The sequence below is a fragment of the Tannerella forsythia genome (assembly GCF_003860135.1).
GTDB classification, from domain to species: Bacteria; Bacteroidota; Bacteroidia; order Bacteroidales; family Tannerellaceae; genus Tannerella; species Tannerella forsythia_A.
Map to the genome: position 1 here is coordinate 15,326 of NZ_RQYN01000021.1, position 23,610 is coordinate 38,935.

Sequence of the window (23,610 nt, forward strand, 5' to 3'; positions counted from 1 at the left end):
AACAAACAGCCATCCAAATAGAACCATCTGAAAAATAACATCATGAAGAAGAATGTATTGATCGTTTTGCTCTTGCTTCCATTTCTCTCTTTCGGACAAGAAATGACTTTTGAGATTGAAAAGCTCTCCAAGCCCGAAAAATTGCTTCCTCTACAATCATACGATGATATTTACCAAGGGATGATACTGACGGATGCGCATGTATCGAAATGGGATATCGAAAAGAAAGGGATTGATTTTAAATACCATCTCTTGGCCAAAAGCAAAGCCCCCGACAGTCTGGTCAATTACGGTTATCATTCTTTTTTTTACGGGATGTACCAAGCTTATGCGGAGCATCGGCCTTTTGTACTCTCTCCCGACATGATCTGGCTCTTAATAAGTCAGGGATTTGCCAGACACGTACAGGCCAACCCTGAAAAACTCCGGAAATATTTCGTCGATTTTTCGGGAAAACTCAGCTTAACCGTAGTTGCCGGAAATGATTTGCTAAAAGATTCCGAGCAGTGGGAAGAGCTTTTTCCCCAGTTCACAGCCCAGATTGCCGGGCATACCGGTGAGGAATTGATAAACACCTTGACCGCTGATTTTTCCACAACAACGGCTGTCGAAAAAGTGGCTTCCGAAATTACCATAATGGAAGCCATGGAGCCTTACTTTGAGTTTGTTGTAATCTATATGGTTTGTGGTATACCGCAAATCACACTAAAAGGGACAACCGAAGATTGGGAGAAAATTCTTGAAAAGACGAGAAAACTGGGAAAATACGATTTGCGATGGTGGACGAAAGAGTTAGAGCCTATTTTAAAAGAATTTATACGTGCGTCGAAAGGACAAATCAATAAAAGGTTCTGGCGAAACATGTTTAAGTATCACTCTAAAAAGAGATACGGAGCTCCTAAAATCATTGACGGTTGGATTGTTAAATTCTTTCCTTACGATAAAGACGGGCGACGCAATAATCTGAACCGACTTGTTGGTACTCAGAGTTTGCCCGAAGAGATCGTTAAAGTGGACCTGAAATATCTAAAAACGGATGGAGCCCATACCGAAGAGACCATGCTCGAACTCTGGGCCGGCTTTATTGGCCTTGAGCAAAATACGGAAACCTATGCGCTGACACCACAAATAAGTTGGATGATTAAAAAGAAAGACATCAATCGGGAGGCCTTATATCAAAGTCTGGAAAGAGATAACGTGCCTTATACTGGATTAGGCTCAGGGATTGACCTGAAAATAATTGAAGTGCCGGAGGTATTAAAGAAATTTGACACGATATATGCACTTGGACTTCGTTTCAAGAAAAAGATCTTCCTCCCCGACTGGATGAAGACGAAAAGAATCGGCAAGCTGTTTATCGACGGAACAATATCGGATAAGGAGAAACAAAAGATTTTAGATTGGTTTCCCAATACGGAAATCGAGTTAAACGGTAAAAAATACCACGAGGGGAAAAATACTTGGATCCGGTTTTGGGGTAAGGAAATCCCTAAGGAGGTCTTGGAGTTGAAACATATCTGGATTTTAGAAATATGGAATATGTACGGGCATAAAAACGAATAATACAAAAGAGAAAACCACAAAACTCTAAGGAATAAAGAAATACACAAAACACGATTACAAACGAAACGTACATTTGCTTTACAAACGCTTTACACTTAAAAGGCCCACGCGGGCTTTTTTTTGCACGGACGCGACAAACGATTGCGAAACCTTTACACAGTGCGGTTTTGAGGCTGAATGCGGGCTGATGTGGGCGCGGGTGTACGTGTTTGTTTAAACGGCAGTTGTGGGGCTTTTATAAGGCGTTTTAATGGTGTGGGAGGATGTGTGTGCCGGGGCAACTGCTTGCGGCGGGTTCTTTATTGCGTGTTTTTGTTTGTGTTTCAATATGTTAAATCTCAAAAAAGGCGATGAAACGGGTATAAATGGCTATTTGGCAAAAGGGACGCGAAGTGGCGATAAAAAGTTACAGAAAACGGCGTTTTTGCAAAACTGGGGTCAAACTGGGGTCAAAACTGGGGTCGTTTTCTTGTTAATTGACCGCGAAGCGAAGTTAAAATAGGGTGTTTTGGTGTTAAAATTGTGTTAAGCTCAGCGTTTTTTTTGCTTGATTTACTGTTATTTTTGAGTACTTTTACTCCTGATTTTTAGCATGTTGTGTTTTTAAACTTCTTACTTTGGGCTTAAAATCGGGGATTTTACAAATGGATAGTTTTTTTTGCATGCTCGAATGTGGGATGAATGAGGTAGTATTTGTTCTTTATGTGTTGGATATTGTATGCTTGTCTGATATGTTGCATAAGAGTCGGTCGATAAACTGATGGTATTCTACTCTGTCGTATTTCGAGAGTTCTTCTTTGTATAAAATAGAGGTGTTTGCGAGTTTTTCTATTCGTCTGTGTTTCGCCGAGTTCGTTTTTAAGTTGTTTATCTGCTCTACGACGTCTTGGCAGATTCTCGAGAAGCTTGCTACGACGATTTTAGCGTACAGGTCGGTGTCGAATACTTTATTCGGGTATAGAATAAAGGAAGACTGAAAATCGCTTATGATTCGGTCGTAATATAATGAATAATACTTCTGAACGCCTTCTTCTATCTGACTTTTATAGTTTTTATTATTGACTGACTTTGAGAGATGTGCGGCGAGTTGTCTTCCGAATACATATCTGGCGGACAGCGTGTCTATTCTTTTGGTGTGCTCGAATATGTAGGCGGTTTCGAGCATTTGTTTTATTCTCGTGGGGGTTGGATCGTATCTTTGGGGTTTGGGCTTGGAATACGACAATGCAATTAATATGATAATAATGATTGCGGCGAGGATCATTGTATTATATGTTTGTGTTGTAGCGGATGGATATTTTGATGATCGCGATAGATTTGATATTTTCTATGAGTACATCTTGCGGCTGATGGTGTTGGTTGTAGCTTACAAGCGTGACATACCTATCTCCTTTCTCGGATTTCTGCAAGTATTTGGTGGCGAACATTTCGTCGCCGTCTGCATTTATATATATACCATGTATTTCGCCCCACAGTGCATTTTCTATATTGATTGATTTATAGCATACTATATCTCCCGCTTTGAGGATCGGATACATCGAGTCTCCGCGCACAGGTATAGCGCCATCACATTTGGGGGCGTTGGGTATGATTATGTTACCGATCGGGACCTGATTGGTCTGGTCGCTAAATAGTGAGGTGAGGCCTGCTGATATTTCGGTCTCGTAGAGTGGAATGGTCTGTAATTCATAGCGTCGGTCTGTCGGGCGTCCGTAGAGGGTGATTGGGGAGCTCTCGTTTACGATCGGTTTTTCTATAGAGGTTATTTTATATTGGTTTTTGAACATTTCTCCCTGTCCGGTGAGAAGCCACTCGGGAGAAACATCGGGATAATTTTCAACCAATTTTTCTATCCATTTGCTCTGAATGTCGGTTTTTTTAAGTATGGCACGGGACAAAACACCCTTACTGGCACCTATTGACCGTTCTAATGCGCCTATTGTAATTCTTTTTCTTTCAGCTATTTGTGAAATTCTGTCTAAAATTATCCCCATAAAGTCGAAAATTATCGCGTAAATATTTGCAGGGGTTGAAAATTATCCCCTACTTTGCACTGTCATTTATTGATTGAACGGCTTCAAAAATACAGAAAAAATGGGATTGGACAAAAAAAGAATTTTGATTGTGGGCCTTGAGCGTGGAACGAATTTGAAAATCGCACGGACGCTCGGTGTGACAAAGGAAATGGTGTCGATGGCGGTCTGTGGGCGTAAGAATACCCCGCTGGCGCGGAAAATTCGGCATGTGGCTGTAAAACAGTATGGCGGAAAAGAGGTAGAATTGGAAAATTGACGACAGTATGGACGCAAAAGAATTGGTGAAAGGTAGGCTGTACGAGTATGTGCAGCGAGATGGACGTCGGCATAAGGTAAGGTATGAGTATTCGGGCGTAAATAGCTACGTATTCTCCTTTGTGGCCGGAAACGGCTTGTTGTCGCTATTGTACAGTGTTGTTGGTGAGAAAATAGTAGAAGTGGCATGAAAGCACGGGTGAAAATAAAAGATATGCTCTTAATCTCTTTAGGGGTGATTGTTTTGGTTTTGGTATGTCTGTTTTTTGTGGGATTTGTTGTTTTTATCGCTATAAAGCAGCCTCTTGCTTTTATGGGGGTTCTAATTTGCGGTGCCGGCTTCTTTATGATGCTGGGAGATATTATAGAAAGGTTTTATGAGATGTATAAAGAACGAAACAAAAAAGATGAAAAGGAATGAAAGCGCTGAAATTATTACTCGGTTTTTTGCCGGGTGTGACGTTGGGAATGTGGCTGCGGGCAATGTGGTTTTGCGTTTCGCTGGCGATATGCAACCCCACAGACAACTGCTCTTTGTGGGTTGTCTGTGGCCTGCTGGTTAATCTGGTCGTTTCGGGGCTGATGGTGGTTCGGGACCGGGAGAAGTGGCGAAAGGTTTGTGAGAAGATAAATAGTATATAAGTGTTAATATTATGTGTATGAAAACAGAAGAGGTACAGAAAGAGGGAGTTATAATAGCTCTCGACGTGGAAAGTGACGGGCTTCAAGGGAGAATATTTGCAATTGGGGCTGTGGTTTATAACCAAAAAGGAATCGAGATCGGTCGTTATTCTCGAAGGACATCCAGTCTGCTCTTGCTGGATGGCTGGACATGTGAAAATGTGCTTCCTGCGGTGGAAGAGATAAGGTCGGTGGACGGATGGGAAGCTTTGATGTTTAATTTCGGACGCTTCTACAAGTATATGTGCGACTTATACGATGTTCGTGTGCTATGGCATCGAGGCTATCTCTTAGAAGGCTTCTTGTTTAGACAATTAGTCGCGATCGATGCAATAGACGTATCTTATATTCCTTATCTTCCCATAGAGGTTGCTTCTTATTTGGAAATAGCCGGATACCCGGGTGACAAGCTTGATAATTATCTCGAATTTAAAGGGATAAAGATTGAGGGTGAAGGGGTAAGGCATCATCCCGTTTACGATAGCATTGCTGCTTACAGGGCGTATGAGTCTCTGAAAGAAGAATTAAAGCCTTTTTGATTGGGCACTGGCAACGGTTTTCGAGGGGGTTCGATTCCCCCTGCCGGACAAAAAGATATATTGTTATGTATCAAGTAGTGGATGGAAATTTGTGTTTGAGTGTGGCGGATTGGATTGGCGCGGGGCTGACTCGGGATCAATTCAAAAACGACTCGAAGCGCGGGGATTTAAAGATATTCCGGCGCAGCAAGCACGATAATACATTAATCGACATGTGGTCGATCCGTCGTCCGGAACGGCTGGCGGTGATTGAACGCGCGTTCGGTCTTCGGGGCGAGCGGAATAACAACGCGAAGCACACGGGGCTGACGAGGGATGCGGAGGCGTTCGACTATTTCAGAAATTATACCTACGGCGAGGAGGAGACGCATCTCTCGCCGGAAACGATCGATAAATATACGAACAATGCTACGATCGTACGGGCACTGTTGAAGCGGCTGGAGGTGATCCGGGCCCATCGGCGCATCGCGATGGGCGAGTTCTGGGCGGATTCGACGGCATTCGCTATCGAACAGCAGACGAAAGGGTTCCCGAACTCCTTGCCCGAGAGCGAGCGGGGTTTTGAACGACTGGTTAAACGGTATTTAAAAGAGGGTTTATCGGCGTTTATCTCGAAAAATTACGGCAATGAGGCTGCTATTCGTCTCGAAGAAGAAGCAAAAGAGTGGCTTATCGCACGATATGCGACCCCGATTAACAAGGTAACGATGAAGCAGCTATGGCGTGAATATAACGCCGTGGCGCCCGGTTACGGCTGGAAAACGGTCAAGGCGGAAAACACGGTTCGGCGCTTTTTGAATCGTCCGGAGGTTCGCCCGCTATGGTACGCGATGCGGCACGGCGAATTGAAAGCTAAAGAGTTATTTACACGGCAAAATAAAACGATACTGCCGCAGATGCGCGACGCTCTTTGGTACGGTGACGGTACGAAGCTGAACTATTACTACTTAAATGACGAGGGCAAGATGGATACTTGCTGCGTGTATGAGGTGATGGACGTGTATAGCGAGGTGCTTCTGGGTTATTATATAAGTAAAAAAGAGGACTTCGAGTCGCAATATTTCGCTTATAAGATGGCGATGAAGTTTTCGGGGCATAAGCCTTACGAGATCAGGTTTGATAATCAGGGCGGTCACGGGAAATTGAAAAACGGCAGTTTTTTCAAAGAAATGGCGCGGCTGGCGATATCGACACAGCCCTATAACGGTAAATCGAAGACGATTGAGAGCGCTTTCGGTCGTTTTCAAGCGGATTTCCTGCATAGGGACTGGTTCTTTACGGGTATGAACGTAAAGACGAAAAAGGAGGAGAGCCGTGCAAACATGGAATTTATCCTTGCTAATCAAAAGAATTTGAAGACACTCGCCGAAATCAAAGCGATTTATGAGGCTCGTCGGCGCGAGTGGAACGAGTCGGAACACCCGAACACGGGCCGTCGGAGGATCGATATGTATCGGGAAAGCGTGAACGAGGAGTCGAAGAAGATCACCGCACAGGACATGTTTAGCTTGTTCGGAATCCTTGACGATAAAGATTCATGCAAGTTTACGGCGGGTGGCCTGAAAAAGACAATCAAAGGACAAAAATACACGTGGGAGGTGCTTACGGCTGATGGACAGCCGGATTTGGACTTCTTGCGCAAAAATGTCGGCAGGGATTTCTTCGTAGAATATGATCCCACTGACATGAGCATCGTTGCGCTCTATACCAAAGACGCTTCGGGCGAGCTGCGATTCGTTACGCTGGCGAAGAAATACATCGAGATACATCGGGCGAAACAAGAGCAGGATGAGCTGGACAGCAAGTTCCTTAAGCGTATGGAATTGCAAAACAAGGAGCAGCGCGTCGAGATGTTCGAAGAAACGGAGCGGCTGCTCGAGAAGTTCGGTATGCACCCTTCACAGCACGGACTTAATATGCCGAAACTTAAGGGCGTGGAGCGGGATGTCCGCGAACGCAGGAAGAAGGTCGACATTGGCACGGTGCTGAAAGACGAAAGCAATATGCTGCAGTCGATTGACGGGGATTATGATTTATTAGATAACTATTAATAACTATAAAACAACGAGTAATGAAAAGAAAGACAAAAAAAGAAATGATCGAAGAACGCTGTTTGAGCGCACTTCGTTTCGCAGCTGACGAAATGAAAGAAAATTTGACGACACTGCATTCTATGGGTTACATGGAAGTTCAGGAGGATGAAGGGGATGAACGGTTTCTATATCAAACTTGGCAATGGATGCTTTTTCTCGGCTTAAATCGTCTATCTCCCGGCGCAAGCGAGAGAGAAGACTCGGAATTTCTGTTGAGCGATCTGTTGAGATACTCAATAGAAACGTCAATTCCATCGGTGAATCTTCAGGGTTGTTCCATCCATCGGACGGATAATGGATTGAACTTCTGTATTTCAGGTGAAGTTCGCGACGAAGATAGGCTGAGAAGGTTGCACAAAAATCTTGTAGAAAGTCTAAATCGTACGACGAAACATAAACAGCGCAAAAAGTCGAATCATTCGTGTCGGACATATTGATTGAATGTTAGTTCGCAAACATACATAAAAAACTTCAAACAGATGATTACACAGGAAGAAAAACAAGTGATTTGCACGAGGCTCGCGGAATATTGCGAGATGATGGGCAGTCAGAACAAAGCGGCGAACTCGCTGCAAGGTGTTAGCGGTGCGACGATTACGCAGATGCTAACGGAGAACTGGGAGCTTATAAGCGAGAAAATGTGGCGCAGTGTGGCGGCACAGATAGGTGTGAAATATACAAAGTGGAATATCGTGGAAACAAGGAATTATAAGGCGCTTACGAGCATCTTCGAGGATGCACAGGAGAACGCGCTGGTGCTTGCCGTGTGCGGCGAGGCGGGCACGGGCAAGACGCTAACGGGCAAGGCATACAGCGAAACGCATAAGAATGTCTATCTGCTTGGATGCTCTGAATATTGGAACCGCAAAATCTTCTTGCAGGAGCTTCTGCGGGTAATGGGAAAGAACCCCGCCGGGGACACGGTGGGCGATATGGTGCTCGACGTGGTGAATGAGTTGAAGCGCAAGGACGCACCTCTGATCATCCTCGACGAGGCGGATAAATTGAGCGATCAGGTGCTCTTCTTCTTTATTACATTCTACAATAAATTAGAGGATTACTGCGGCATCGTGATGATGGCGACGGACTACCTCGAGAAGAAGATCCGCCGGGGGCTGCGGCTTAATAAAAAAGGATACAAGGAAATTTACTCGCGGATCGGTAGGAAGTTTATCCCCATGCCGGGGGTGAGCGTGACGGATATCGCGGACGTATGCCGTGCAAACGGCGTGCAGGAGCAGCGGATGATCGACGCGGTGAAGACGGATTGCGAGGGCGATCTGCGGCGTGTGAAGCGCAAATGCCATGCTCTTAACAAGAAGAAGGAGCAGGCTCAATGAAGCGAGCGTACAGCGTTCAGGAGCTCGCTAAAATGCGGACGACGTCGAGCGTGAGCTTAGGCGAAGAACTCGATGACGCGATGGGCGAGGTAGAGCTGAGCGGGACGTGGTTCGTGTACGGGCCGCCCAAAAACGGCAAAACCTCGATGGCAATGACGCTCGCTAAGGCGTTGGCGGAGCATAAGAAAGTACTATACAACAGCGTGGAAGAAGGGATTCGGAAGACGGTGCGTATGGCTGTAGAGCGGCAGAATATGCACGAGGTCGGGCGGAACTTCTTCCTTCTCGATCGGGAGTTTTATGATGACTTGTATTTCAGACTTTCTCATAATCGGAAATATGGGGTTATTTTTATTGATTCCGTGCAGTTTATGGGGCTTTCTTACGCGGAGTACAAAAAAATGAAACTTGCTTTTCCGGACAAGCTGTTCGTTTTTATCAGTCACGTGAAAGGCAACGTGCCTGATGGGAAAGCGGCGCTTCGGATTATGCAGGACTCGGATGTGATCTTTAGCGTGCGCGGCTTTAAGGCGTTTGTTACAAGCCGCTTCGGGGGCAATGGCGAGTACCTGATTAGCGAGGAGATGGCGGAGAAGTTTTATGTAAAGTGAAAAACGAAAAGTAAAAAACGAAAAATGATGGAAACAACACTTGAGAAAAGAAAAAAGGGGCTGATTAAGCGGTTTCATACCCTGCTGGGGGCCGCGCGGCTCGACGACGACGGAAAGATGGAGATACTTGCGGCGTATGGGGTTACGACGTCGAAAGATTTATCTGTTAAACAGCTGACGGAAATCTGCAATAAGATGGACGATATGCTGAAGGGTGGGAAGCGCTCGGAGATGGATGCGCTTCGAAAAAGGGTTCTTGCGGCCGGGTGCGCGTTTATGCGCGCGAACGGTCAGGAGGCAAGCATCGACTATGTGAAAGCGTGGGTGTGTAGGCGTGCGAAGAAAAAGAGCTTCAACGCTGTGCCGGCTGATCGGCTTCGGGCCGCATATTTCGCATTTAATAATCAGCGCAAGGCGCTGGAAGATACCAAGGCGGTTGCTGCGGAGGTGGTGCGACGTGGAATGAGTCAGGAGTTTAATTTGAATTAAATTGATTGATATGGATATCGTGAAAATAAAAGAAAATGCAGGCGAGCGTGTTGTGCTTGCATTGGAACCCTCGGAAGCGGTGAAATTGGCTAATATTCTTGATTTTGCATGTTATAACAATGCGAAAATCTCGGATGATTCGAGGCGGTTTGTTAAAGAGGTCGTTCGTTCAGCCGCAAAGCTGGAAAAAGCGATTAAATCGGGGTGGTTATGAAAACGATTGATATTCAGCAAAAAAAACTAAAGCGCAGGGCGGGAATGCTTTACAGGCTACGCAAGAAAGGTGTGAGATGTCATACACGGACGCGGACGATCTTCCTTCCCGCCGGCGAGGACATCGAGAGCGCGTGTCAGATCGGGACGCTGCGGCGAGAATTTGGTTTTGTAGTACAATTTGAAATGATATGAAAGAAGGGGATTTAGTTGTGGTAAAATATTCGGTGTACGAGGTAAAGAAATCAGAAGATGGCTATTGTTGTTATTATTGCGCTGGTTTTCAGAAACCGAAGATTTGCAGCAGTTTGCCGATTTGTGCAAGGGGTATTTATTTTAAAAAGTTGACAGAACGGGAATTAAAGAAAAAAAGAAAAACGTAAATTTTTAAAGCAATAAGAGTATGGAAATGGTAGAAATGACGCTCGAGGAGCGCAAAGAGTTTGAGGCTTTTAGAGAAGCACAGAGAAAAAAGGAAGAAGCGGCGAGGCGTAAAGCTGATCGCGAAGCGTATGCTGCTATCGTCGACGAAACGCTGGCAACGGTGATGCCGGAATTGCAGGATATTAGCGCGAAAATCGCAGAACGCAAGGCGGCTGTGATGGAAGCGTTTAAGGGTGCGCTTGAGATGAAAGCAGAGCTGTTCGGAATTAAAGAAGAGCAGCGTACGCATACGTTTACGAATAGCGACTCGTCAATCCGGATCACGGTCGGGCATTATACGCTCGACGGGTATAGGGACACCGTGGAAGAGGGAATTGCGAAGGTGAAAAATTTTATCGAATCTCTCGCGAAGGACGAGGGAAGTCGGGCGCTCGTGAAGGCTGTTTTTCGCCTGCTGTCTCGCGATAATCAGGGCAATCTGAAAGCTTCGCGGGTGTTGCAGCTTCGCCGGATGGCTGAAGAGGACGGAAATGAAGACTTTCTTGAGGGCGTGCGGATTATTGAAGAGAGTTATCTTCCGACTTCTTCGAGCATGTTTATTAAGGCTGCGGTGAAGAACGCGAATGGGAAGTGGGAGTACGTGCCGCTCGGCATGACGGAAGCGTGATACAACATTTAAAAAAACAGAGAATATGGACAGATTAAGTTTAGTTGTCGTGCGTGTGCTGAGACCGAGTGAACAGGTTACAAAGAGTGAACAATATCTTGTAAAGCATACAGATGAAGAAAGAGCGGACGAAAAAGCGATCGAATATTTAAAACCTTTCTCTCGCGAACCCGTGATCGTTGTGCGCACAGAGCTTCTGAAAGGCTCTGTGGAGCTATTGGAGCATGAAGAGGCAGATTGCTTCTACAAGTGCATAACAGAGTGGATGGAGCTGCTTGAAACAGGTAGGGAGAAGAAGGTTACAAGACAGTGCTTTGTGCAGGCGAGTAATATTCATGAGGCTATGTCGCAGCTTCTTAAAGTATATATGCATCTCGACGCTGTAGACGTTAAATCGATTGCACGTTCGAAGATTGTTGATGTGATTAAATGAAAGAGTGGGCGTTGGTTAATCGGGCGTGTCGTGCTTGCGGCGTATCGAAGGAGGAGCTGCTTTCGAACAGTCGCAAGCGCGACGTTGTCGTCGCACGACAGATGCTGTGTTACGTCTTGCGAAAGAAAGGCTACGCGTGGCAGATGTGCGGGCGCGTAGTTGGCCGGGATCACGCTACTGCCATGCATGGAGCACGGGTATTCGCGGAGCAGCTGAGTCTCGGTGAAACGCTTACCGTGCACGTGTGGCAGGCTTTCGAGGGCGCGAACGCGCTTATAGCGAGTGCGGGTGATCGTACTTGCAGTTTCTAAAAGAAAAACAGGGAGATTACACAGTTATGAGCAAATACAATCCGCGGGGGCGGAGCTACGAAAAACGGGTGCGGGAGATTAATCGGATTTACGACGAACACAGTCGTTCGGGGCTCTCGAATCGCGAAATCTGGAGACGATATATTTATCCCGTCTTCGGGATTTCGGAGCGCACGTTCTACAAAGCACTCAAAGACTCGTCGAAGTTCCCGCCCGCTGTGGAACAATAAATTATAAGAATATGAGAAAAGAAATCTATGAATCGATCCGCGAGGCGCTGCTTCGGATCAACGCGCCTTATGCGATTGCGCATATCGACGTGTGGAATCAAAACACGCTGTTTCCGGAGGGGGAGGTGCCTTTCCCGCTTCCGGCCGTTTTTATCGAGTTTGTGCCCACGGACTGGACGCATCTTGATTTTGGGTTTTATAAAGCTAATCAACAGATTAGACTGCACATTGTAACCGAGTGGGCGGGGCCGGATGCTTACCCGGGCGTCTTCGACCTTATTAACGAGGTGTCGTGGGCGTTGCATAATTTGTGCGGCAAGAGCTTCAAGGCTCTGCAGCGCGTAGCGTCGGAGACGACGCATCAATTCGATCAACTGCTCGATATGGTGGAAACGTATCAGTGTGTGGGAGTTGATGAATTTGTGAAGAACAGGATGAAAGAGTTAGGAGGTCGGGGATGATTATTGCGATAGACTTTGATGGAACGATCCACGACGGCGTGTGGCCCGGGATCGGAGAGCCTCGCGAGGGGGCAAAGGAAGCGATAAATAACCTTCGGGCAGAGGGGCACTACATTATAATATGGACGTGTCGCGAGGGCGTACAGCAAACAGAGATGGTAAACTGGCTGCTGGCGCAGGGAATCGGTTTTGATCGCGTGAACGACCACAATCCTGCGCAGGTGGCGATGTATAAGAATAATTCGCGCAAGGTGTACGCTCATTGTTATATAGACGATAAGAATGTGGGCGGGCTGCCGAGCTGGGGCGAAATTGCGCTGCTGGTACGTAGGCAGGAAGCGGAATATCAAGGGAAAGTGAAAAGTGAAGAGTGAAAAGGGAAAAATGAAGATAATAGTTACATTTTCAGGAGGGAAAGATAGCCTTGCAGCTCTTTTGTGGGTAAGAAATAACATGTCGAAAAAAATCACAATCGTTTTTTGTGACACGGGGTGGGAGAGCGATTTGACGTACAAGTATATCGACGAAATAGACAAGAGATTAAACCTTAACATTGTAAGGTTGAAGTCAAAGAAGTATAGCAGCTTGGTAGACTTGGCGGAAAAGAAGACGAGATTTCCGTCGTCTCAACGACGGTTCTGTACAAGTGAATTAAAGAGCATTCCGATGATTGACTACATCCTCGACGAAGTGAATGATGATTTCATAGTCGTTCAGGGTATTCGAGGCGCAGAAAGCGCGTCAAGAGCGGCAATGAACTCGCAATGCAACTACTTCAAGTATTATATAAACCCATACAAAGTAGACAAAAACGGCAAGCCTAAATTTCACACTTACAGAAGAAAAGAGATATTAAAGTTCTGCGAAAAGCATGCAACGGACGTGCTTAGACCTGTCTTTAATTGGTCTGCACAGCAGGTGGTCAATTATATCCTTGACAATGGTTTAGAACCGAACCCTCTCTACCGCATGGGGATGAAGCGTGTTGGGTGTTTTCCTTGTGTTATGTGCGGGCTATCGGAAATTCACCAGATCGCGACTCGTTTTCCAGACAGGATAGCAGAAGTATCCGAACATGAAAAGAGAATTGGTAGCAGCTTCTTCGGCCCAGACAAGATACCGAGTAGATTTTACGACAGAGAATACCCGCTTGTAAACGATGTGGTGCGATATGCAAAGAATAAATATGATGCAGGACAATTGTTCGACGACTCGACTGAAACTACCTGCATGAGTTACTATGGATTATGTGAATAGAATAAAATAATGGATACTGGATATTTGGAAGAAGCGTTAAAAAGTCATGCGATTGTAGTTTCGCAGGCTGTTTCTGCATTGGCGGAAATAGAGGCGATGAAAGCTGCTAATGTCATGGCTGCTGATCTCGGTCATACAATCCCCTACGGGCCTGAGGCTTTCAAGGACGTTGTTGGCGAGTGTGGGCTTGATTATAATGCGGTGGTAGGGATGTTTATAAGATGAACGCAAACGGTAGAAGAATGCTGGTAGCATGTGAATTTTCAGGGCGAGTTCGGGACGCCTTCGCAGCGCAGGGATGGGACGCGTGGAGCTGCGATCTGCTTCCGACGGAGACGCCGGGACAGCATTATCAGTGCGATGTTAGGGAGGTGTTAAACGAAGGATGGGATTTGATGATTGCGCATCCGCCGTGCACGTATCTCGCTGTCTCCGGAAATCGGAGTATACCTTGTAATCCGGAGCGATGGGGCAAGCGATATGAGGCTCTGATGTTCGTGTGGGAGCTGTATTCCGCAGATATCAAACATATCGCGATTGAAAATCCGGTGTCGGTGCTTTCGACGTATCTGCGTAAGCCCGACCAGATCGTGCACCCGTTTTTCTTCGGTGATAAGGTTTCAAAATCAACGTGTTTGTGGTTGAAGGGATTGCCTGTACTGCATGCGACGGATATGGTTCAACCCGAATACGAGCTGTGCAGAAGCAAGAAAAACAAAAGCGGTTTCTCGAAGTATTCCAGAACCGCGATGTTAGGTTCCGGGAAGGGGCACCAGCGTAGCATTACTTTTCCCGGATTTGCCCGCGCGATGGCGGAGCAATGGACGAAGTATATTATATCGAATGAGTGATTGTTTTTCATGATTAAGGGCAACTGTTCGATAATGGCGAGGCAATAACTTGCATGAGTTATTACGGATTATGTGAATAGAATAATATTAAAAAAAATCAGCAAACTATGAAAGAGTGTGACTTAAAAAGCCTGATGTCAGAATATTTCGCCAATAAAGACGAAATAAAAAGGATGAAGCGTGCAAGGCGTGATTTGATGATTAAGAGCAACTTCTTCAGTATAGAAGAATGTAAAGAGTGTACATGGAAAATATCTGAAGATGGGGATGACAGGGTGGTAGTATTGTGTGAAACATGTAAGACCATCGATGAATACTACGAGGCCATTAAAAAAATGGCTGAAAAGAATAGAGGTATAATTAATCGTGTTAGAGGTATTTGTAGAAAAAATATTAAAAGCGACAGGGTCGGATAAAAGAGATCGATTTGTTATTTTTATATAGTTGTTTGTTTTAGTTGATTTTTGGGCTGCCTGTTCGGGAGAATCGGCAGCTTGTTTAAAAAGATTATCGAGGACGAGCCTTGCCTCGAAAAATAAACAAGGTGCGTTCGCTACGCTTAAACACTTACTGGGTCGCTCCCGTGTCTGACGAACGAACTTGTATTAAGTTGCATAAACGGCTCTGCGAGATGGCAGCTTCCAGCTCAACCGTTTTTTATAAAAAACAACTTGCGTGATTGGAATTAGAAAAATTGTTTGTATGTTTGCAACGCTAAAGTTTATTAAGTGTAGGCAGTTAGACTGCCCAAACATTGCGTTGAGGGCATTTTTTATGTCCGGCAACATGCTTGCAATATGCGGCGCACCAACCCCGTGCATACGTTGTAATGGCGTATGCAAGCCTACACTAATAGACTTTAGCAGCGGGAAGTGGAGCGCCGTTTTCTGTTCCACATGCTATAAATATTAGTGATTATGAACAAAAAAGAAAGCCCAGCTCAGGCGGTAAACGAGCAAACCGAAGTGATTACTTTCCAGTTCTCGGAAAGTAAAAAGGAAATCAGAAATGTGTTTATCGGTGAAATACCGCATTTTGTAGGTGTAGACGTCGCGAATGCACTGGGATACAGTAATACTCGTGATGCCCTTAGACAACATTGTAGGTACGTCGTAAAATGCGACGTACCCCATCCGCAGAACCCCCAAAAGCAGCTCGAGGTGTCCGTTATCCCCGAAAGCGATGTATATCGGCTGATAATGAAAAGCACGTTGCCAAGCGCACAGGCGTTTGAACGGTGGGTAATGGAAGAAGTGCTTCCATCGTTGCGCCGTCGGGGTTTTTACGGCATCCAGCGTTCGGCTGACAGCGATTTTATCGATGCCCGCGATATGCCTTACGACGAATATCCTGTAAATGGCTTCAATGTCCGAAGCATCACCATCGACGGCACGGTTTGGGCATCGGTAAATGACATTAATAAGGCCATACACGCCAGCACAGGCAGCTATCAAGTAGTAAAGAAGTTGAATGCCAAGCAAACGCTTGCCGTTAAAATCTGGCTTTACGGAAACACGCATCCGGCGTGGTTTACCAACGAACTTGGGTTGAAACTGATCCTTTCAGGAAGCCGCAAGCTGAGAAATGCTAACCAGTTGGTTTTACCGATGGAAGGAGGTGCGCAATGATGATGGCGGTAAACGAGCTACGTGTAGTGATGATCAACGATCGTCGCTTTGCCGTAGAAGAGAGAAACGGCAATATCAGTTTTAACCTGACCATGATGGCCAAGCCGTTCGGAAAAGTGCCCAAAGATTGGCGCAAAACCGATGAAGCGCAACGCTATTTGGAGGCTTTGACCAAAGGGAGAAAAATCCCTTTGGCTGATTTATTGGAAGTTAGAAAGGGAGGGGTGCCCCATCTTGCAGGAACGTGGGCTACGGATTACCGTATTGCGATGCGTTTTGCCCAATGGCTTGATCCGGATTTTGCGATTGCTGTAGACGAGTTGGTGTTTAATGTGCTCACGAGACAGGCTGCTGTGGCTCACGCCCCGCTAAAATATGGCGTTTCGGCTGTTATACACGACGGCATGCCACTTTATCCTTACGCAGATATTGTACGAGCCTTGGGAGGCAGCGCACGCGGCGGTACACAATGGCGGCGGGCGAAGTTCCCGCATCACTTTGTAAAACTCTTCGGACGCAATTTTATCACTCCACAGTACGCTGATCTGTTAGCGAGTTATTACAGTTATCGGCAGGCGCAGTTGTCTCTGGATTTTGGTTTGTCGGAGAAAGGGGGTGCGCGATGATGCTTGAATTGAAAAATGTGAAGCGTTACGTTGCTCTGAGCGATACGCATCTGCAGGTCTTTATGGATGGCGAGGATTTCTTTATCAAAAGCCCTTGGGTAAAGTTGTTCCGCATTTGTGTGAAAAAACTGGTTCTGCGGGTTGAAGGGCGTCGCTGTGTTGGGACTGTTCCTGTGCCGGCGCATATTGCTGCCATGCCGGTTCCGGGGCGCGAAACACGCGCCAACCGGCTTACGCCAAACCGCATGATTCACCTGCTTACACTGGCGCATCAGATTAAGGACGAAAAGTTGCGCCTCGAACTCGTTCGGGAGCTGACGGAAGGAGGTGCGCAATGATGCTCGAACTGAAAAATGTGAAGCGTTGTGATGTGCTGAGCGATACACATTTCCTTATATTTGTGGACTGTGAGGATTTCTTCGATATGCTTGATCAGCGTTCGCCGAATTTGTTGATTCAGTACCTGAACAGCCGACACGGAATGACTATACAGCCGATTGACGGTAGGAAGAAAGGAGGCGTATATGGTTGTGTTTTATAAAGATGGTTTTTCCATACATATTAAAACGGGAAACGCCCCATACGAGGATTGGATACGGCTGCACGATGAGTTAATGTGGTTGATGTCGTGTGTCAATGAGGATAATGTTCTGATAGGCGGAATGTCTGCCGTATGCGGACTGATTGGCGATCTTATGCCGCGTTATAAGGATGCCCAAAGCCTTCCGGCTGTTACCGGTACATGTCCGGTCGATGAAGATTTGCCATAGATGAAAGCCCCGACCGATTGGTCGGGGCTTTTCTTCTTTAAGCCTTTTTAAACAGCTTTTCGATGTCTTTTAAAATCATGCCCTCGATTTTCTTGTCGAGAGTTTCCGAGTCGCCGATGAACTGCCGCTTCGGGATCACGGATCGCAGTCCCCGGCCGGCTCGTCCGCCTTCGTTGTGGATAGCGGCGTAAGGCGTATCATTCCAGATTGTAACCTCGCCGTTCCGCACTTCGCTTTTGTTCGATGACATTAAATGCTGCCGCTTGCTCTTCAGGGGTAAGTATTTCGATGCGGTCGTGGGCGGCTTCCGATCCTGTCTCTTTGTGCGTACCCACTTCGTCCTGTTTTTGTCGAGAAACCCGCCTTTTCGGAAGTTTTCGTTAAACATATTTAGAGCAAATGTTTCTGCTTTTATGGGCCAAGCTCTTGCCTGCATCTTTTCAATATTTTTCATTACGATGTTCATGCGTCGTAAAAATTCTTTTTCTGTCATTTTTTTTCGCGTTTTGCTTTGTGTTATAAAAAACTTTTGTATCTTTGTGGTGGCTGGGGGTGTGAATAAGATTCCCCCCGGCCCCCCTTGGGGCTGATCGCAAGATTAGTCCCATTGTATTTTAAAGTCTTCTGAAAGAATCTCTTCCCGCGTATATAGCCTGTCAAACTCTCCCTTTATAATCCATATCGATTTTACGTTAGAGGATCGTTTAACCCGTTTTTTTATTGCGTTTGAAAGAGCTCCTTCCGGGATGTCAGAGCGAATATCAAGAACAATATCGTCTGCTTGGTCTTTGCCGTAGCGGATTGCGGTGTCGATCGAATTTGCCGTGCCTGCAACATTTCGTTTAAATTCTTGTTTGCATTGCAATGTGTGATTGTATGCGTCCGCATTTTTGTTTTCATCGCTCTTCGCAAGCAGATCGATTTCGTGCTTATGTTTGTTTGCGAGGTGCGACGCAATTTCAACATTCTCTTGCATTTCGTTCTTTCCGTGCAATGAGCTTACACGCACGCGCCCCGCTTTCGTTTCGATCGTGTTCCACGTCTCCGGACGCTTTGCTTTCTCTATCACTTGTTTCGCTGCAGGACAATTATAACAGTCCTTTTTTCTCGCTGCCGTAAGGTCTGTTTCCTTCGCAGCTTGCAACATGCTCGCGAACGGGCACGACGCGCAGGACGAAGGGAAAAACGGCCCTTTGTCGGAAAACAGGCGCTTCGTTTTTGCAGGGTTTTCTTCCAGCCCCGGCGACGGATCTCCGCCCTTCCCGCCAGCACTCACGGGTATATTCGTCTCTTCGTCCGTCTGCTCCAGCCCGCATTTACACCCCCAGCGGTCGCCGGGACGGTGGGCATCCCAGAACGGGTCATTGACGGGCGCGATGGTGTTCCGAAAATCAAAATGTTCTTTGTCTTTTTGCACTGCCCATGATTCGATCCATCGCAGATTGGGAAAAATGTCGAGATCGTCTTCGTACGTCTTCCACTTCTCCGCCAAATGTGCCCGCCGAACAGCTGTATTATATTCGGTTTCAAGCCACTGTTTTACGTGATGGTCGGCGATGGGTTTTACATCCTCGCGAAACTTCGTAAACGACTTCAATTTCCCGTCTTCGTCGAGCATCTTTGCCGCCATATCGCGCCCCATGCGATGCGATCGAAAGGCGGAATACACTTCGTTGTTTGTGCGCAGCTCGTGCGCGAATCCTCCGTGCTTTTTGCTGTTAACAGACACATCCACAGCCTTATTGAAATTTTGCAAGATACCATCGAAGAGCGCCGGATCGGCCTCGCGTTTCGGGTCTACATGCTTGCGATACAGGCTGCGAATCGCTTTTTTAACATACCTGTCCATGTCGACCGGAAGCCTTGCTTCGCCTTTCTTCGCGGCTGCGCATTGCGGGCACGCGTGCGCGGTGTCGTAATACTGTTTATCGACTAAAAGTCGAAAAGAAGCGGATCGCCCCCTGTCGTGGGGGCTTGCGCGAAAAAACCGCGCAGCATCTTATACATTTTCTCCTCGTCCTTTTCTTCATCGCCTCCGGAGGGCGGAACCGGAGCAGGCGCCGGAGTGCGTCTGCCGAGGATTTTTATGCCGTATTTCTCCTCGAAGTAATTTCCTTCCACCTCGAAATTATTCAGCAGCATCGTCTCGATCGCGGTCATTTGATCAGCCGAGTAATCTTCCGCGTAATCCCACTCGAATGTGCATCCTTTTAAGGGAAACCCATGTGCAATCATGCGCGGGATAAGCTGTACATTGACCATATCCCGCAGCCCGTCTGCAATGTCTTCGATCAGGTTCTTCAGCACTTTTAGATGTACTTCCGACTGCGACAAACTGCTTCCGTTGTCGATCGTCATCGTCTGATATAACATGATCTTCGACAGCTCCGAATTGGCACGCTCGATGCGTTTGTCGTAGATATTGAAGGCGTCTGTGCGCTGGTTCTCCTTCAAATCGATTTCTGTCCCCTCCGGAAAGATACCCCAGAATTTCGCGCCCATATTCTGCATCATCTGTTCTATTTTGCGGCGGGCGGCCGGGTCGCGGGACGTGGTTTTCGCAATCCGCATCGGCATGCTGAACACTTCGCCGAACGTGTCCCAGTACGCTAACATATTCTTCTTCGGGATCGTGTGCGGAGAGGCTTTAAGATACAAGCCAAGATCATGCGTGCCGCCGATTTCGATTAACCACTTCGAAAATTTCGGGTCTCGGTAGTTGATGCCTTTGCGCCAGTCGTCGCCGAGCTCACCAACCACACGCCCGTACTCGGAAACGACGTGTTTACGCGGGATTAACAGTACATTATCGTAGGCCGGCACGCCCTCGGCTGTCGTAATCACGTCGCCGAGCTGCACGAGCGAGTGTCCCCAGTACCGTGCTTCGAAATAAAATCCCATCAGGGTTTTAAACCAGATGCTGTCGAAAATTTTCTTCAGCTCCTCGTCCTCTTTCTCGCCTTTCATAATCTTGAAGCTGCGAGCCTTGACAAAGCCGTTAATCTGCCCGATCGCGCCCGACAGGTGCCCGTCGATGGCCGTATCGCGATAAACGTCATAAAGCCGCACGCGCGTGGGATTTTCCACATCAAGCGCCTGCTGCCAGCCCATGCGCCAATTGTTAATTTCCTGTCGCGTGAGCGACTCGGTTTGCCGCTGCACGCTAATGGCGATCGTACGCAGTTTCTTTACGTCACTTTCTTTCGCGAGATCGAAGCGTCCGTGCGGCGTCTGCACAACCGTGATATCGCTCTTTTTCCCAAATAAATCCAAAAGTCCCATATTGTAATTGCTTTATTACCACATATAATTATTTCTCTTTTCGCCTCCGTATCGGATTTCGGAAGCTCCTGTTTCGCCGTCTTCGTCGACCGCGAGATCGAGATCGGGCACGATCTTTCCCTTCTGCACGCCCTCTAACCACTCGATTGCGCGCTTGTATCTGATTTCCCGTATTTCATAGCCCATCTTACTCGGCAGCCACGACACGAGGTGGTACAGCGCCATGTCGCATAAGGTCATGACGAGGTGCATATTTCGCTCCTCGCCTCTCTTTGCGAAGATTTTATGGATGTTGTATTTCGGGCGCAGGTATCCCGCCATTTCTTCCATCGCCATCTCCTCGGCCTTGAGCCTGTTAGCTTCTTCGCTTTGTTGGATCAGGTCGAACGCCCGCTCGCCGATGGTTACCTTATAATCGAGACTGTCTAAGAACATGTTATTTCGATTTAGGAAGTGCCACATGAAGCGCCTTGCGCTCGATATCGCCCGCCGTCACGCCGGGGCGGAAATATTTTTGTCGCACCAGCTCGGTAAGCCGCTTTTTCGCGATCACCACGAGTTTGCCTCGCCTGTTAATAACCACATACTTGCGTCTGTATCGCTTCGCGAGCTTGTTTGCTTTATTCACCGCGTAATTAAACCGAATCCCATAGATGATTTTTCGTATCTGTTTCATATCTCTTGTTTTTTAAATGCTCTTTAGTTTTCATCCGCTAACCGCCACTTTTCACTCTTCACTTTTCACTTTTCACTCTTCACTACCAACTCCCCTTCGGGGCGGGTCGGTCTCCGAATACGGGCTCGAATCGCTCTTCGCGCGAGCCTTTTTGCAGCTTGTAAATCGCTCCTTCGTCCGCGTCCGGAGCGTCGTCGTGCGCCCGGCTGCCGCGGGCAAGGGAAAGCGTCTGATCTATTCCGGTTTCCATATCCGTGTCGTTTCGCAGCGCTTCGTTGTAGAAGACGTATCCACGCTCCCACAGCGGCGAGACCGCCTCGATACGCTGTATTTTATCGGGCTTCTTACGCTTATCCGGCATAACCGGAAGCTGATACCCCCGGATGTCGCCCTCGGCCTCGAACTCGTCGAGGATCGTATCCTGCATAAAGTTGGCTTCCATGTAGTAGCTTACAGCCACGTCCTCCGGTAGCGACTCGTCGAAATTGTAGAGCCAGCGCACCATCCCGCTGACTGTATCTTGCCGCACATAACAGGCGATGAGATGTAGTTCCCGCCCTATCTTACCCCATACGCGCGCGGCTTTGTAGTCGTTTGCCGTCGTGGATTTGAAGGACGGATCGATGTAGCAAATGATTTGGTCGTACTTCCGGAGCGGTAATATCTTTTTGTAGCGAATCCACTGCCATTTAAAAATGCCCCCTTCGGAGATCGGGTTGTGCATCATCTCGCTTTGCCAAGCCGAGTAGCCCACAAAATCGGCATAAGCTTCCGCCTCTTCCTTCGTCCATTTCTCTGCCCATGTGGGATTGCCGTTTTTGTCGACCGCGTAAACAACCGAGAGCTTGACGTTCTTGATCGCCGCGATGTTTCGCAGTACCATGTTCTTTGCGAAGCCGTTTCCGACCATCAAAAAGCGCCCGCGGCCCACATCCAACGCCCCGAAAAGCGCCTGTTTTACCCATTTGGTGCATTCCCGTATGCGCTCTTCATTTCGCGACATTTCGTCGTCGTCGAGGTCGTCAATAACGATATAATCAGGCCGTTGTGCCTGTTTTTTTAATCCACGCGGAGACTGCCCGCGACCGACGGCAAACCACTTCGTGCCCCGCGTCGTCGAGAACTCGCCTCTCTGCCAATCGCCTGCGTTCTTTTGCGTCCCGAAATCGGCAATCAGGCGTTGGTTGTATTCGAGCTCCGCTTGCAAGTCGCCGAGTAAGGTCTTCGCGCCGTCTTCGGATTTATTTACGACGATCCCGCAGCGGATTTCCTGCACCTCGCGCATCATGAGGTTGACCGGAATAAATATGCCGAGGTGGGTAGATTTCGCATGACCGCGCGGCCACATAAATACGGCCTTCAACGTTTTGTTTTTTAAGATGTCGCGATGCGCCTCGTTGTGAAATTTAGCATTGCCTACCAAGCCCTTGTCTTCGCCTGTTTCGGGGTCTACTTTGCGCATATAATGCGGGAAGTAGTATTCGCAGAAACGTGGGTAATCGGCAAGCAGCTTCTTAATCCGCTTTTCTTTTTCGATTTTTGTTTCGCGCTGTGCCGTTACCGACAGCGCAGTAAGAGCCTGCACACGTTTACAATGCTCTTCCCATATTCGCCTCGCTTCTTTTTCTTCCCGTGTCTGTGCCATCTTAGTCTTTTTTGTCTACTCGTTCGAGTAAGTAAGCGTTTTGTAGCCTGTTCAGCGTCTTGACAAATTGAAGGGATACTTCGTGGTCGAATTGCGACTGATATTCAACCCATTTTGAGAATGCCATGAACACGTCCACCGCTTGCACGACGTTGGCTTTCTTATCTAATTTCTCGATAACGACCGAAAGTTTCGACAGCTTATCTGCCAGCCCGCCGACGGCGGCCGGATCGTCGCTCTCGTTCACATTCTCGATTAAGTTGTTGATTGCGAGGAGCAATTTGTTTACAAGCTCCGGGCGCGTAATGTTATGCGCTGCGCGTAGCTGCTTCCATCCCCCCTTGCTGATCCATGCCGATACGGATTGCCGAGACACTGCCACTTTGTCGGCAATCTCCGTCGCATCTGAACCGTTCATGTACAGCATCCTCGCCAGTTCGCGCTTATTCTCCAATTCCTTTTTACTCATCCGATTTTCTTGATTTAGTGCTGCAAAGATGCCCCTTTTACCCCCTGAAATGAAAATATCTGCGCAACACTCTCGCAAATGTATGCGGCTAATTCATAGT

At 47.3% G+C, this 23,610-nt stretch carries 35 protein-coding genes; 27 read left to right on the forward strand and 8 right to left on the reverse strand.

The features are described 5' to 3' along the window. Positions 1–42: 42 nt before the first annotated feature. The gene (locus EII41_RS06785; protein ID WP_124789961.1) at positions 43–1,563 is read left to right on the forward strand and encodes a DUF4419 domain-containing protein; all 1,521 of its coding nucleotides are present in this window, start codon (positions 43–45) and stop codon (positions 1,561–1,563) included. A 250-nt stretch (positions 1,564–1,813) separates the two neighbouring features. Next, the gene (locus tag EII41_RS06790) at positions 1,814–2,065 is read left to right on the forward strand and encodes a hypothetical protein (RefSeq protein ID WP_124789962.1); all 252 of its coding nucleotides are present in this window, start codon (positions 1,814–1,816) and stop codon (positions 2,063–2,065) included. A gap of 766 nt (positions 2,066–2,831) precedes the next feature. Here the strand turns inward: EII41_RS06790 and EII41_RS06795 are convergent. Then, positions 2,832–3,557, reverse strand: coding sequence for a helix-turn-helix transcriptional regulator (locus tag EII41_RS06795; RefSeq protein WP_124789963.1), 726 nt, complete (start codon positions 3,555–3,557; stop codon positions 2,832–2,834). 106 nt (positions 3,558–3,663) lie between these two features. Here EII41_RS06795 and EII41_RS06800 point away from each other — a divergent pair, with 106 nt between their 5' ends. The 25 genes from EII41_RS06800 to EII41_RS06925 all read left to right on the forward strand — a co-directional run bounded on the left by EII41_RS06800 (position 3,664) and on the right by EII41_RS06925 (position 17,438). After that, positions 3,664–3,855, forward strand: coding sequence for a hypothetical protein (locus tag EII41_RS06800; RefSeq protein ID WP_124789964.1), 192 nt, complete (start codon positions 3,664–3,666; stop codon positions 3,853–3,855). A gap of 7 nt (positions 3,856–3,862) precedes the next feature. Next, positions 3,863–4,045 (forward strand): hypothetical protein, encoded by a 183-nt coding sequence (locus EII41_RS06805; RefSeq protein WP_124789965.1) that lies wholly within the window; start codon positions 3,863–3,865, stop codon positions 4,043–4,045. Beyond that, positions 4,042–4,275, forward strand: coding sequence for a hypothetical protein (locus EII41_RS06810; protein WP_124789966.1), 234 nt, complete (start codon positions 4,042–4,044; stop codon positions 4,273–4,275). The genes EII41_RS06805 and EII41_RS06810 overlap by 4 nt, the downstream gene beginning before the upstream one ends. Next, positions 4,272–4,496: a hypothetical protein gene (locus tag EII41_RS06815; protein ID WP_124789967.1), complete on the forward strand. Its 225-nt coding sequence runs from the start codon at positions 4,272–4,274 to the stop codon at positions 4,494–4,496. Before EII41_RS06810 ends, EII41_RS06815 begins: the two co-directional genes overlap by 4 nt. A 17-nt stretch (positions 4,497–4,513) precedes the next feature. Next, positions 4,514–5,074 carry a hypothetical protein gene (locus EII41_RS06820; protein ID WP_124789968.1) on the forward strand — a complete coding sequence of 187 codons (561 nt, stop codon included), beginning with the start codon at positions 4,514–4,516 and terminating at the stop codon, positions 5,072–5,074. Between the two features lie 65 nt (positions 5,075–5,139). Continuing rightward, positions 5,140–7,125: a kinase gene (locus EII41_RS06825; RefSeq protein WP_124789969.1), complete on the forward strand. Its 1,986-nt coding sequence runs from the start codon at positions 5,140–5,142 to the stop codon at positions 7,123–7,125. Positions 7,126–7,145: 20 nt separating this feature from the next. Next, on the forward strand, positions 7,146–7,604 hold the full coding sequence (locus tag EII41_RS06830; protein WP_124789970.1) for a hypothetical protein: 459 nt from the start codon (positions 7,146–7,148) through the stop codon (positions 7,602–7,604). Positions 7,605–7,646: 42 nt separating this feature from the next. After that, on the forward strand, positions 7,647–8,507 hold the full coding sequence (locus EII41_RS06835) for an ATP-binding protein (protein ID WP_260425511.1): 861 nt from the start codon (positions 7,647–7,649) through the stop codon (positions 8,505–8,507). Next, a complete protein-coding gene (locus EII41_RS06840; protein WP_124789971.1) occupies positions 8,504–9,118 on the forward strand; it encodes an ATP-binding protein in 615 nt (204 codons plus the stop codon). The genes EII41_RS06835 and EII41_RS06840 overlap by 4 nt, the downstream gene beginning before the upstream one ends. A 24-nt stretch (positions 9,119–9,142) precedes the next feature. Beyond that, positions 9,143–9,607: a hypothetical protein gene (locus tag EII41_RS06845; RefSeq protein ID WP_124789972.1), complete on the forward strand. Its 465-nt coding sequence runs from the start codon at positions 9,143–9,145 to the stop codon at positions 9,605–9,607. A gap of 10 nt (positions 9,608–9,617) precedes the next feature. Then, on the forward strand, positions 9,618–9,821 hold the full coding sequence (locus tag EII41_RS06850; protein ID WP_124789973.1) for a hypothetical protein: 204 nt from the start codon (positions 9,618–9,620) through the stop codon (positions 9,819–9,821). 402 nt (positions 9,822–10,223) lie between these two features. Continuing rightward, the gene (locus EII41_RS06860) at positions 10,224–10,871 is read left to right on the forward strand and encodes a DUF3164 family protein (protein WP_124789975.1); all 648 of its coding nucleotides are present in this window, start codon (positions 10,224–10,226) and stop codon (positions 10,869–10,871) included. A gap of 25 nt (positions 10,872–10,896) precedes the next feature. Continuing rightward, a complete protein-coding gene (locus tag EII41_RS06865) occupies positions 10,897–11,304 on the forward strand; it encodes a DUF4494 family protein (RefSeq protein WP_124789976.1) in 408 nt (135 codons plus the stop codon). Next, positions 11,301–11,615 carry a helix-turn-helix domain-containing protein gene (locus tag EII41_RS06870; protein WP_124789977.1) on the forward strand — a complete coding sequence of 105 codons (315 nt, stop codon included), beginning with the start codon at positions 11,301–11,303 and terminating at the stop codon, positions 11,613–11,615. Before EII41_RS06865 ends, EII41_RS06870 begins: the two co-directional genes overlap by 4 nt. A 26-nt stretch (positions 11,616–11,641) precedes the next feature. Next, the gene (locus EII41_RS06875; RefSeq protein WP_124789978.1) at positions 11,642–11,845 is read left to right on the forward strand and encodes a hypothetical protein; all 204 of its coding nucleotides are present in this window, start codon (positions 11,642–11,644) and stop codon (positions 11,843–11,845) included. A gap of 11 nt (positions 11,846–11,856) precedes the next feature. Beyond that, positions 11,857–12,306 (forward strand): hypothetical protein, encoded by a 450-nt coding sequence (locus EII41_RS06880; protein ID WP_124789979.1) that lies wholly within the window; start codon positions 11,857–11,859, stop codon positions 12,304–12,306. Then, positions 12,303–12,680 (forward strand): HAD hydrolase family protein, encoded by a 378-nt coding sequence (locus tag EII41_RS06885; protein WP_260425512.1) that lies wholly within the window; start codon positions 12,303–12,305, stop codon positions 12,678–12,680. Before EII41_RS06880 ends, EII41_RS06885 begins: the two co-directional genes overlap by 4 nt. 10 nt (positions 12,681–12,690) lie before the next feature. Beyond that, positions 12,691–13,563, forward strand: a complete 873-nt coding sequence (locus EII41_RS06890) for a phosphoadenosine phosphosulfate reductase family protein (protein ID WP_124789980.1) — start codon at positions 12,691–12,693, stop codon at positions 13,561–13,563. Between the two features lie 9 nt (positions 13,564–13,572). Beyond that, entirely contained in the window at positions 13,573–13,788 is a 216-nt protein-coding gene (locus EII41_RS06895) for a hypothetical protein (protein WP_124789981.1), read from the forward strand. Then, positions 13,785–14,414, forward strand: a complete 630-nt coding sequence (locus EII41_RS06900; protein ID WP_124789982.1) for a DNA cytosine methyltransferase — start codon at positions 13,785–13,787, stop codon at positions 14,412–14,414. The genes EII41_RS06895 and EII41_RS06900 overlap by 4 nt, the downstream gene beginning before the upstream one ends. A gap of 107 nt (positions 14,415–14,521) precedes the next feature. Beyond that, positions 14,522–14,830 carry a hypothetical protein gene (locus EII41_RS06905; protein WP_124789983.1) on the forward strand — a complete coding sequence of 103 codons (309 nt, stop codon included), beginning with the start codon at positions 14,522–14,524 and terminating at the stop codon, positions 14,828–14,830. Between the two features lie 501 nt (positions 14,831–15,331). Continuing rightward, the gene (locus EII41_RS06910; protein ID WP_124789984.1) at positions 15,332–16,042 is read left to right on the forward strand and encodes a BRO family protein; all 711 of its coding nucleotides are present in this window, start codon (positions 15,332–15,334) and stop codon (positions 16,040–16,042) included. After that, positions 16,039–16,668 carry a KilA-N domain-containing protein gene (locus EII41_RS06915; RefSeq protein ID WP_124789985.1) on the forward strand — a complete coding sequence of 210 codons (630 nt, stop codon included), beginning with the start codon at positions 16,039–16,041 and terminating at the stop codon, positions 16,666–16,668. The genes EII41_RS06910 and EII41_RS06915 overlap by 4 nt, the downstream gene beginning before the upstream one ends. Further along, complete coding sequence (locus EII41_RS06920) at positions 16,665–17,006, forward strand: hypothetical protein (RefSeq protein WP_124789986.1); 342 nt, start codon at positions 16,665–16,667, stop codon at positions 17,004–17,006. Before EII41_RS06915 ends, EII41_RS06920 begins: the two co-directional genes overlap by 4 nt. Before the next feature lie 159 nt (positions 17,007–17,165). Beyond that, the gene (locus EII41_RS06925) at positions 17,166–17,438 is read left to right on the forward strand and encodes a hypothetical protein (protein WP_221620703.1); all 273 of its coding nucleotides are present in this window, start codon (positions 17,166–17,168) and stop codon (positions 17,436–17,438) included. Between the two features lie 37 nt (positions 17,439–17,475). Here the strand turns inward: EII41_RS06925 and EII41_RS06930 are convergent, their stop codons facing one another. From EII41_RS06930 to EII41_RS06960, 7 genes are all read right to left on the reverse strand, one after another. Continuing rightward, a complete protein-coding gene (locus EII41_RS06930; RefSeq protein ID WP_124789988.1) occupies positions 17,476–17,931 on the reverse strand; it encodes a phage virion morphogenesis protein in 456 nt (151 codons plus the stop codon). Between the two features lie 105 nt (positions 17,932–18,036). After that, entirely contained in the window at positions 18,037–19,287 is a 1,251-nt protein-coding gene (locus EII41_RS06935) for a hypothetical protein (RefSeq protein ID WP_124789989.1), read from the reverse strand. Between the two features lie 83 nt (positions 19,288–19,370). After that, positions 19,371–20,720: a DUF935 family protein gene (locus EII41_RS06940; protein ID WP_124789990.1), complete on the reverse strand. Its 1,350-nt coding sequence runs from the start codon at positions 20,718–20,720 to the stop codon at positions 19,371–19,373. Between the two features lie 15 nt (positions 20,721–20,735). Next, on the reverse strand, positions 20,736–21,155 hold the full coding sequence (locus EII41_RS06945; protein WP_124789991.1) for a phage protein Gp36 family protein: 420 nt from the start codon (positions 21,153–21,155) through the stop codon (positions 20,736–20,738). Between the two features lies 1 nt (position 21,156). Next, positions 21,157–21,396 (reverse strand): hypothetical protein, encoded by a 240-nt coding sequence (locus EII41_RS06950; RefSeq protein WP_124789992.1) that lies wholly within the window; start codon positions 21,394–21,396, stop codon positions 21,157–21,159. An 82-nt stretch (positions 21,397–21,478) separates the two neighbouring features. Beyond that, positions 21,479–23,041, reverse strand: coding sequence for a hypothetical protein (locus EII41_RS06955; protein ID WP_124789993.1), 1,563 nt, complete (start codon positions 23,039–23,041; stop codon positions 21,479–21,481). A 1-nt stretch (position 23,042) separates the two neighbouring features. Further along, positions 23,043–23,510 (reverse strand): terminase gpP N-terminus-related DNA-binding protein, encoded by a 468-nt coding sequence (locus tag EII41_RS06960; RefSeq protein ID WP_124789994.1) that lies wholly within the window; start codon positions 23,508–23,510, stop codon positions 23,043–23,045. Between the last annotated feature and the right edge of the window lie 100 nt (positions 23,511–23,610).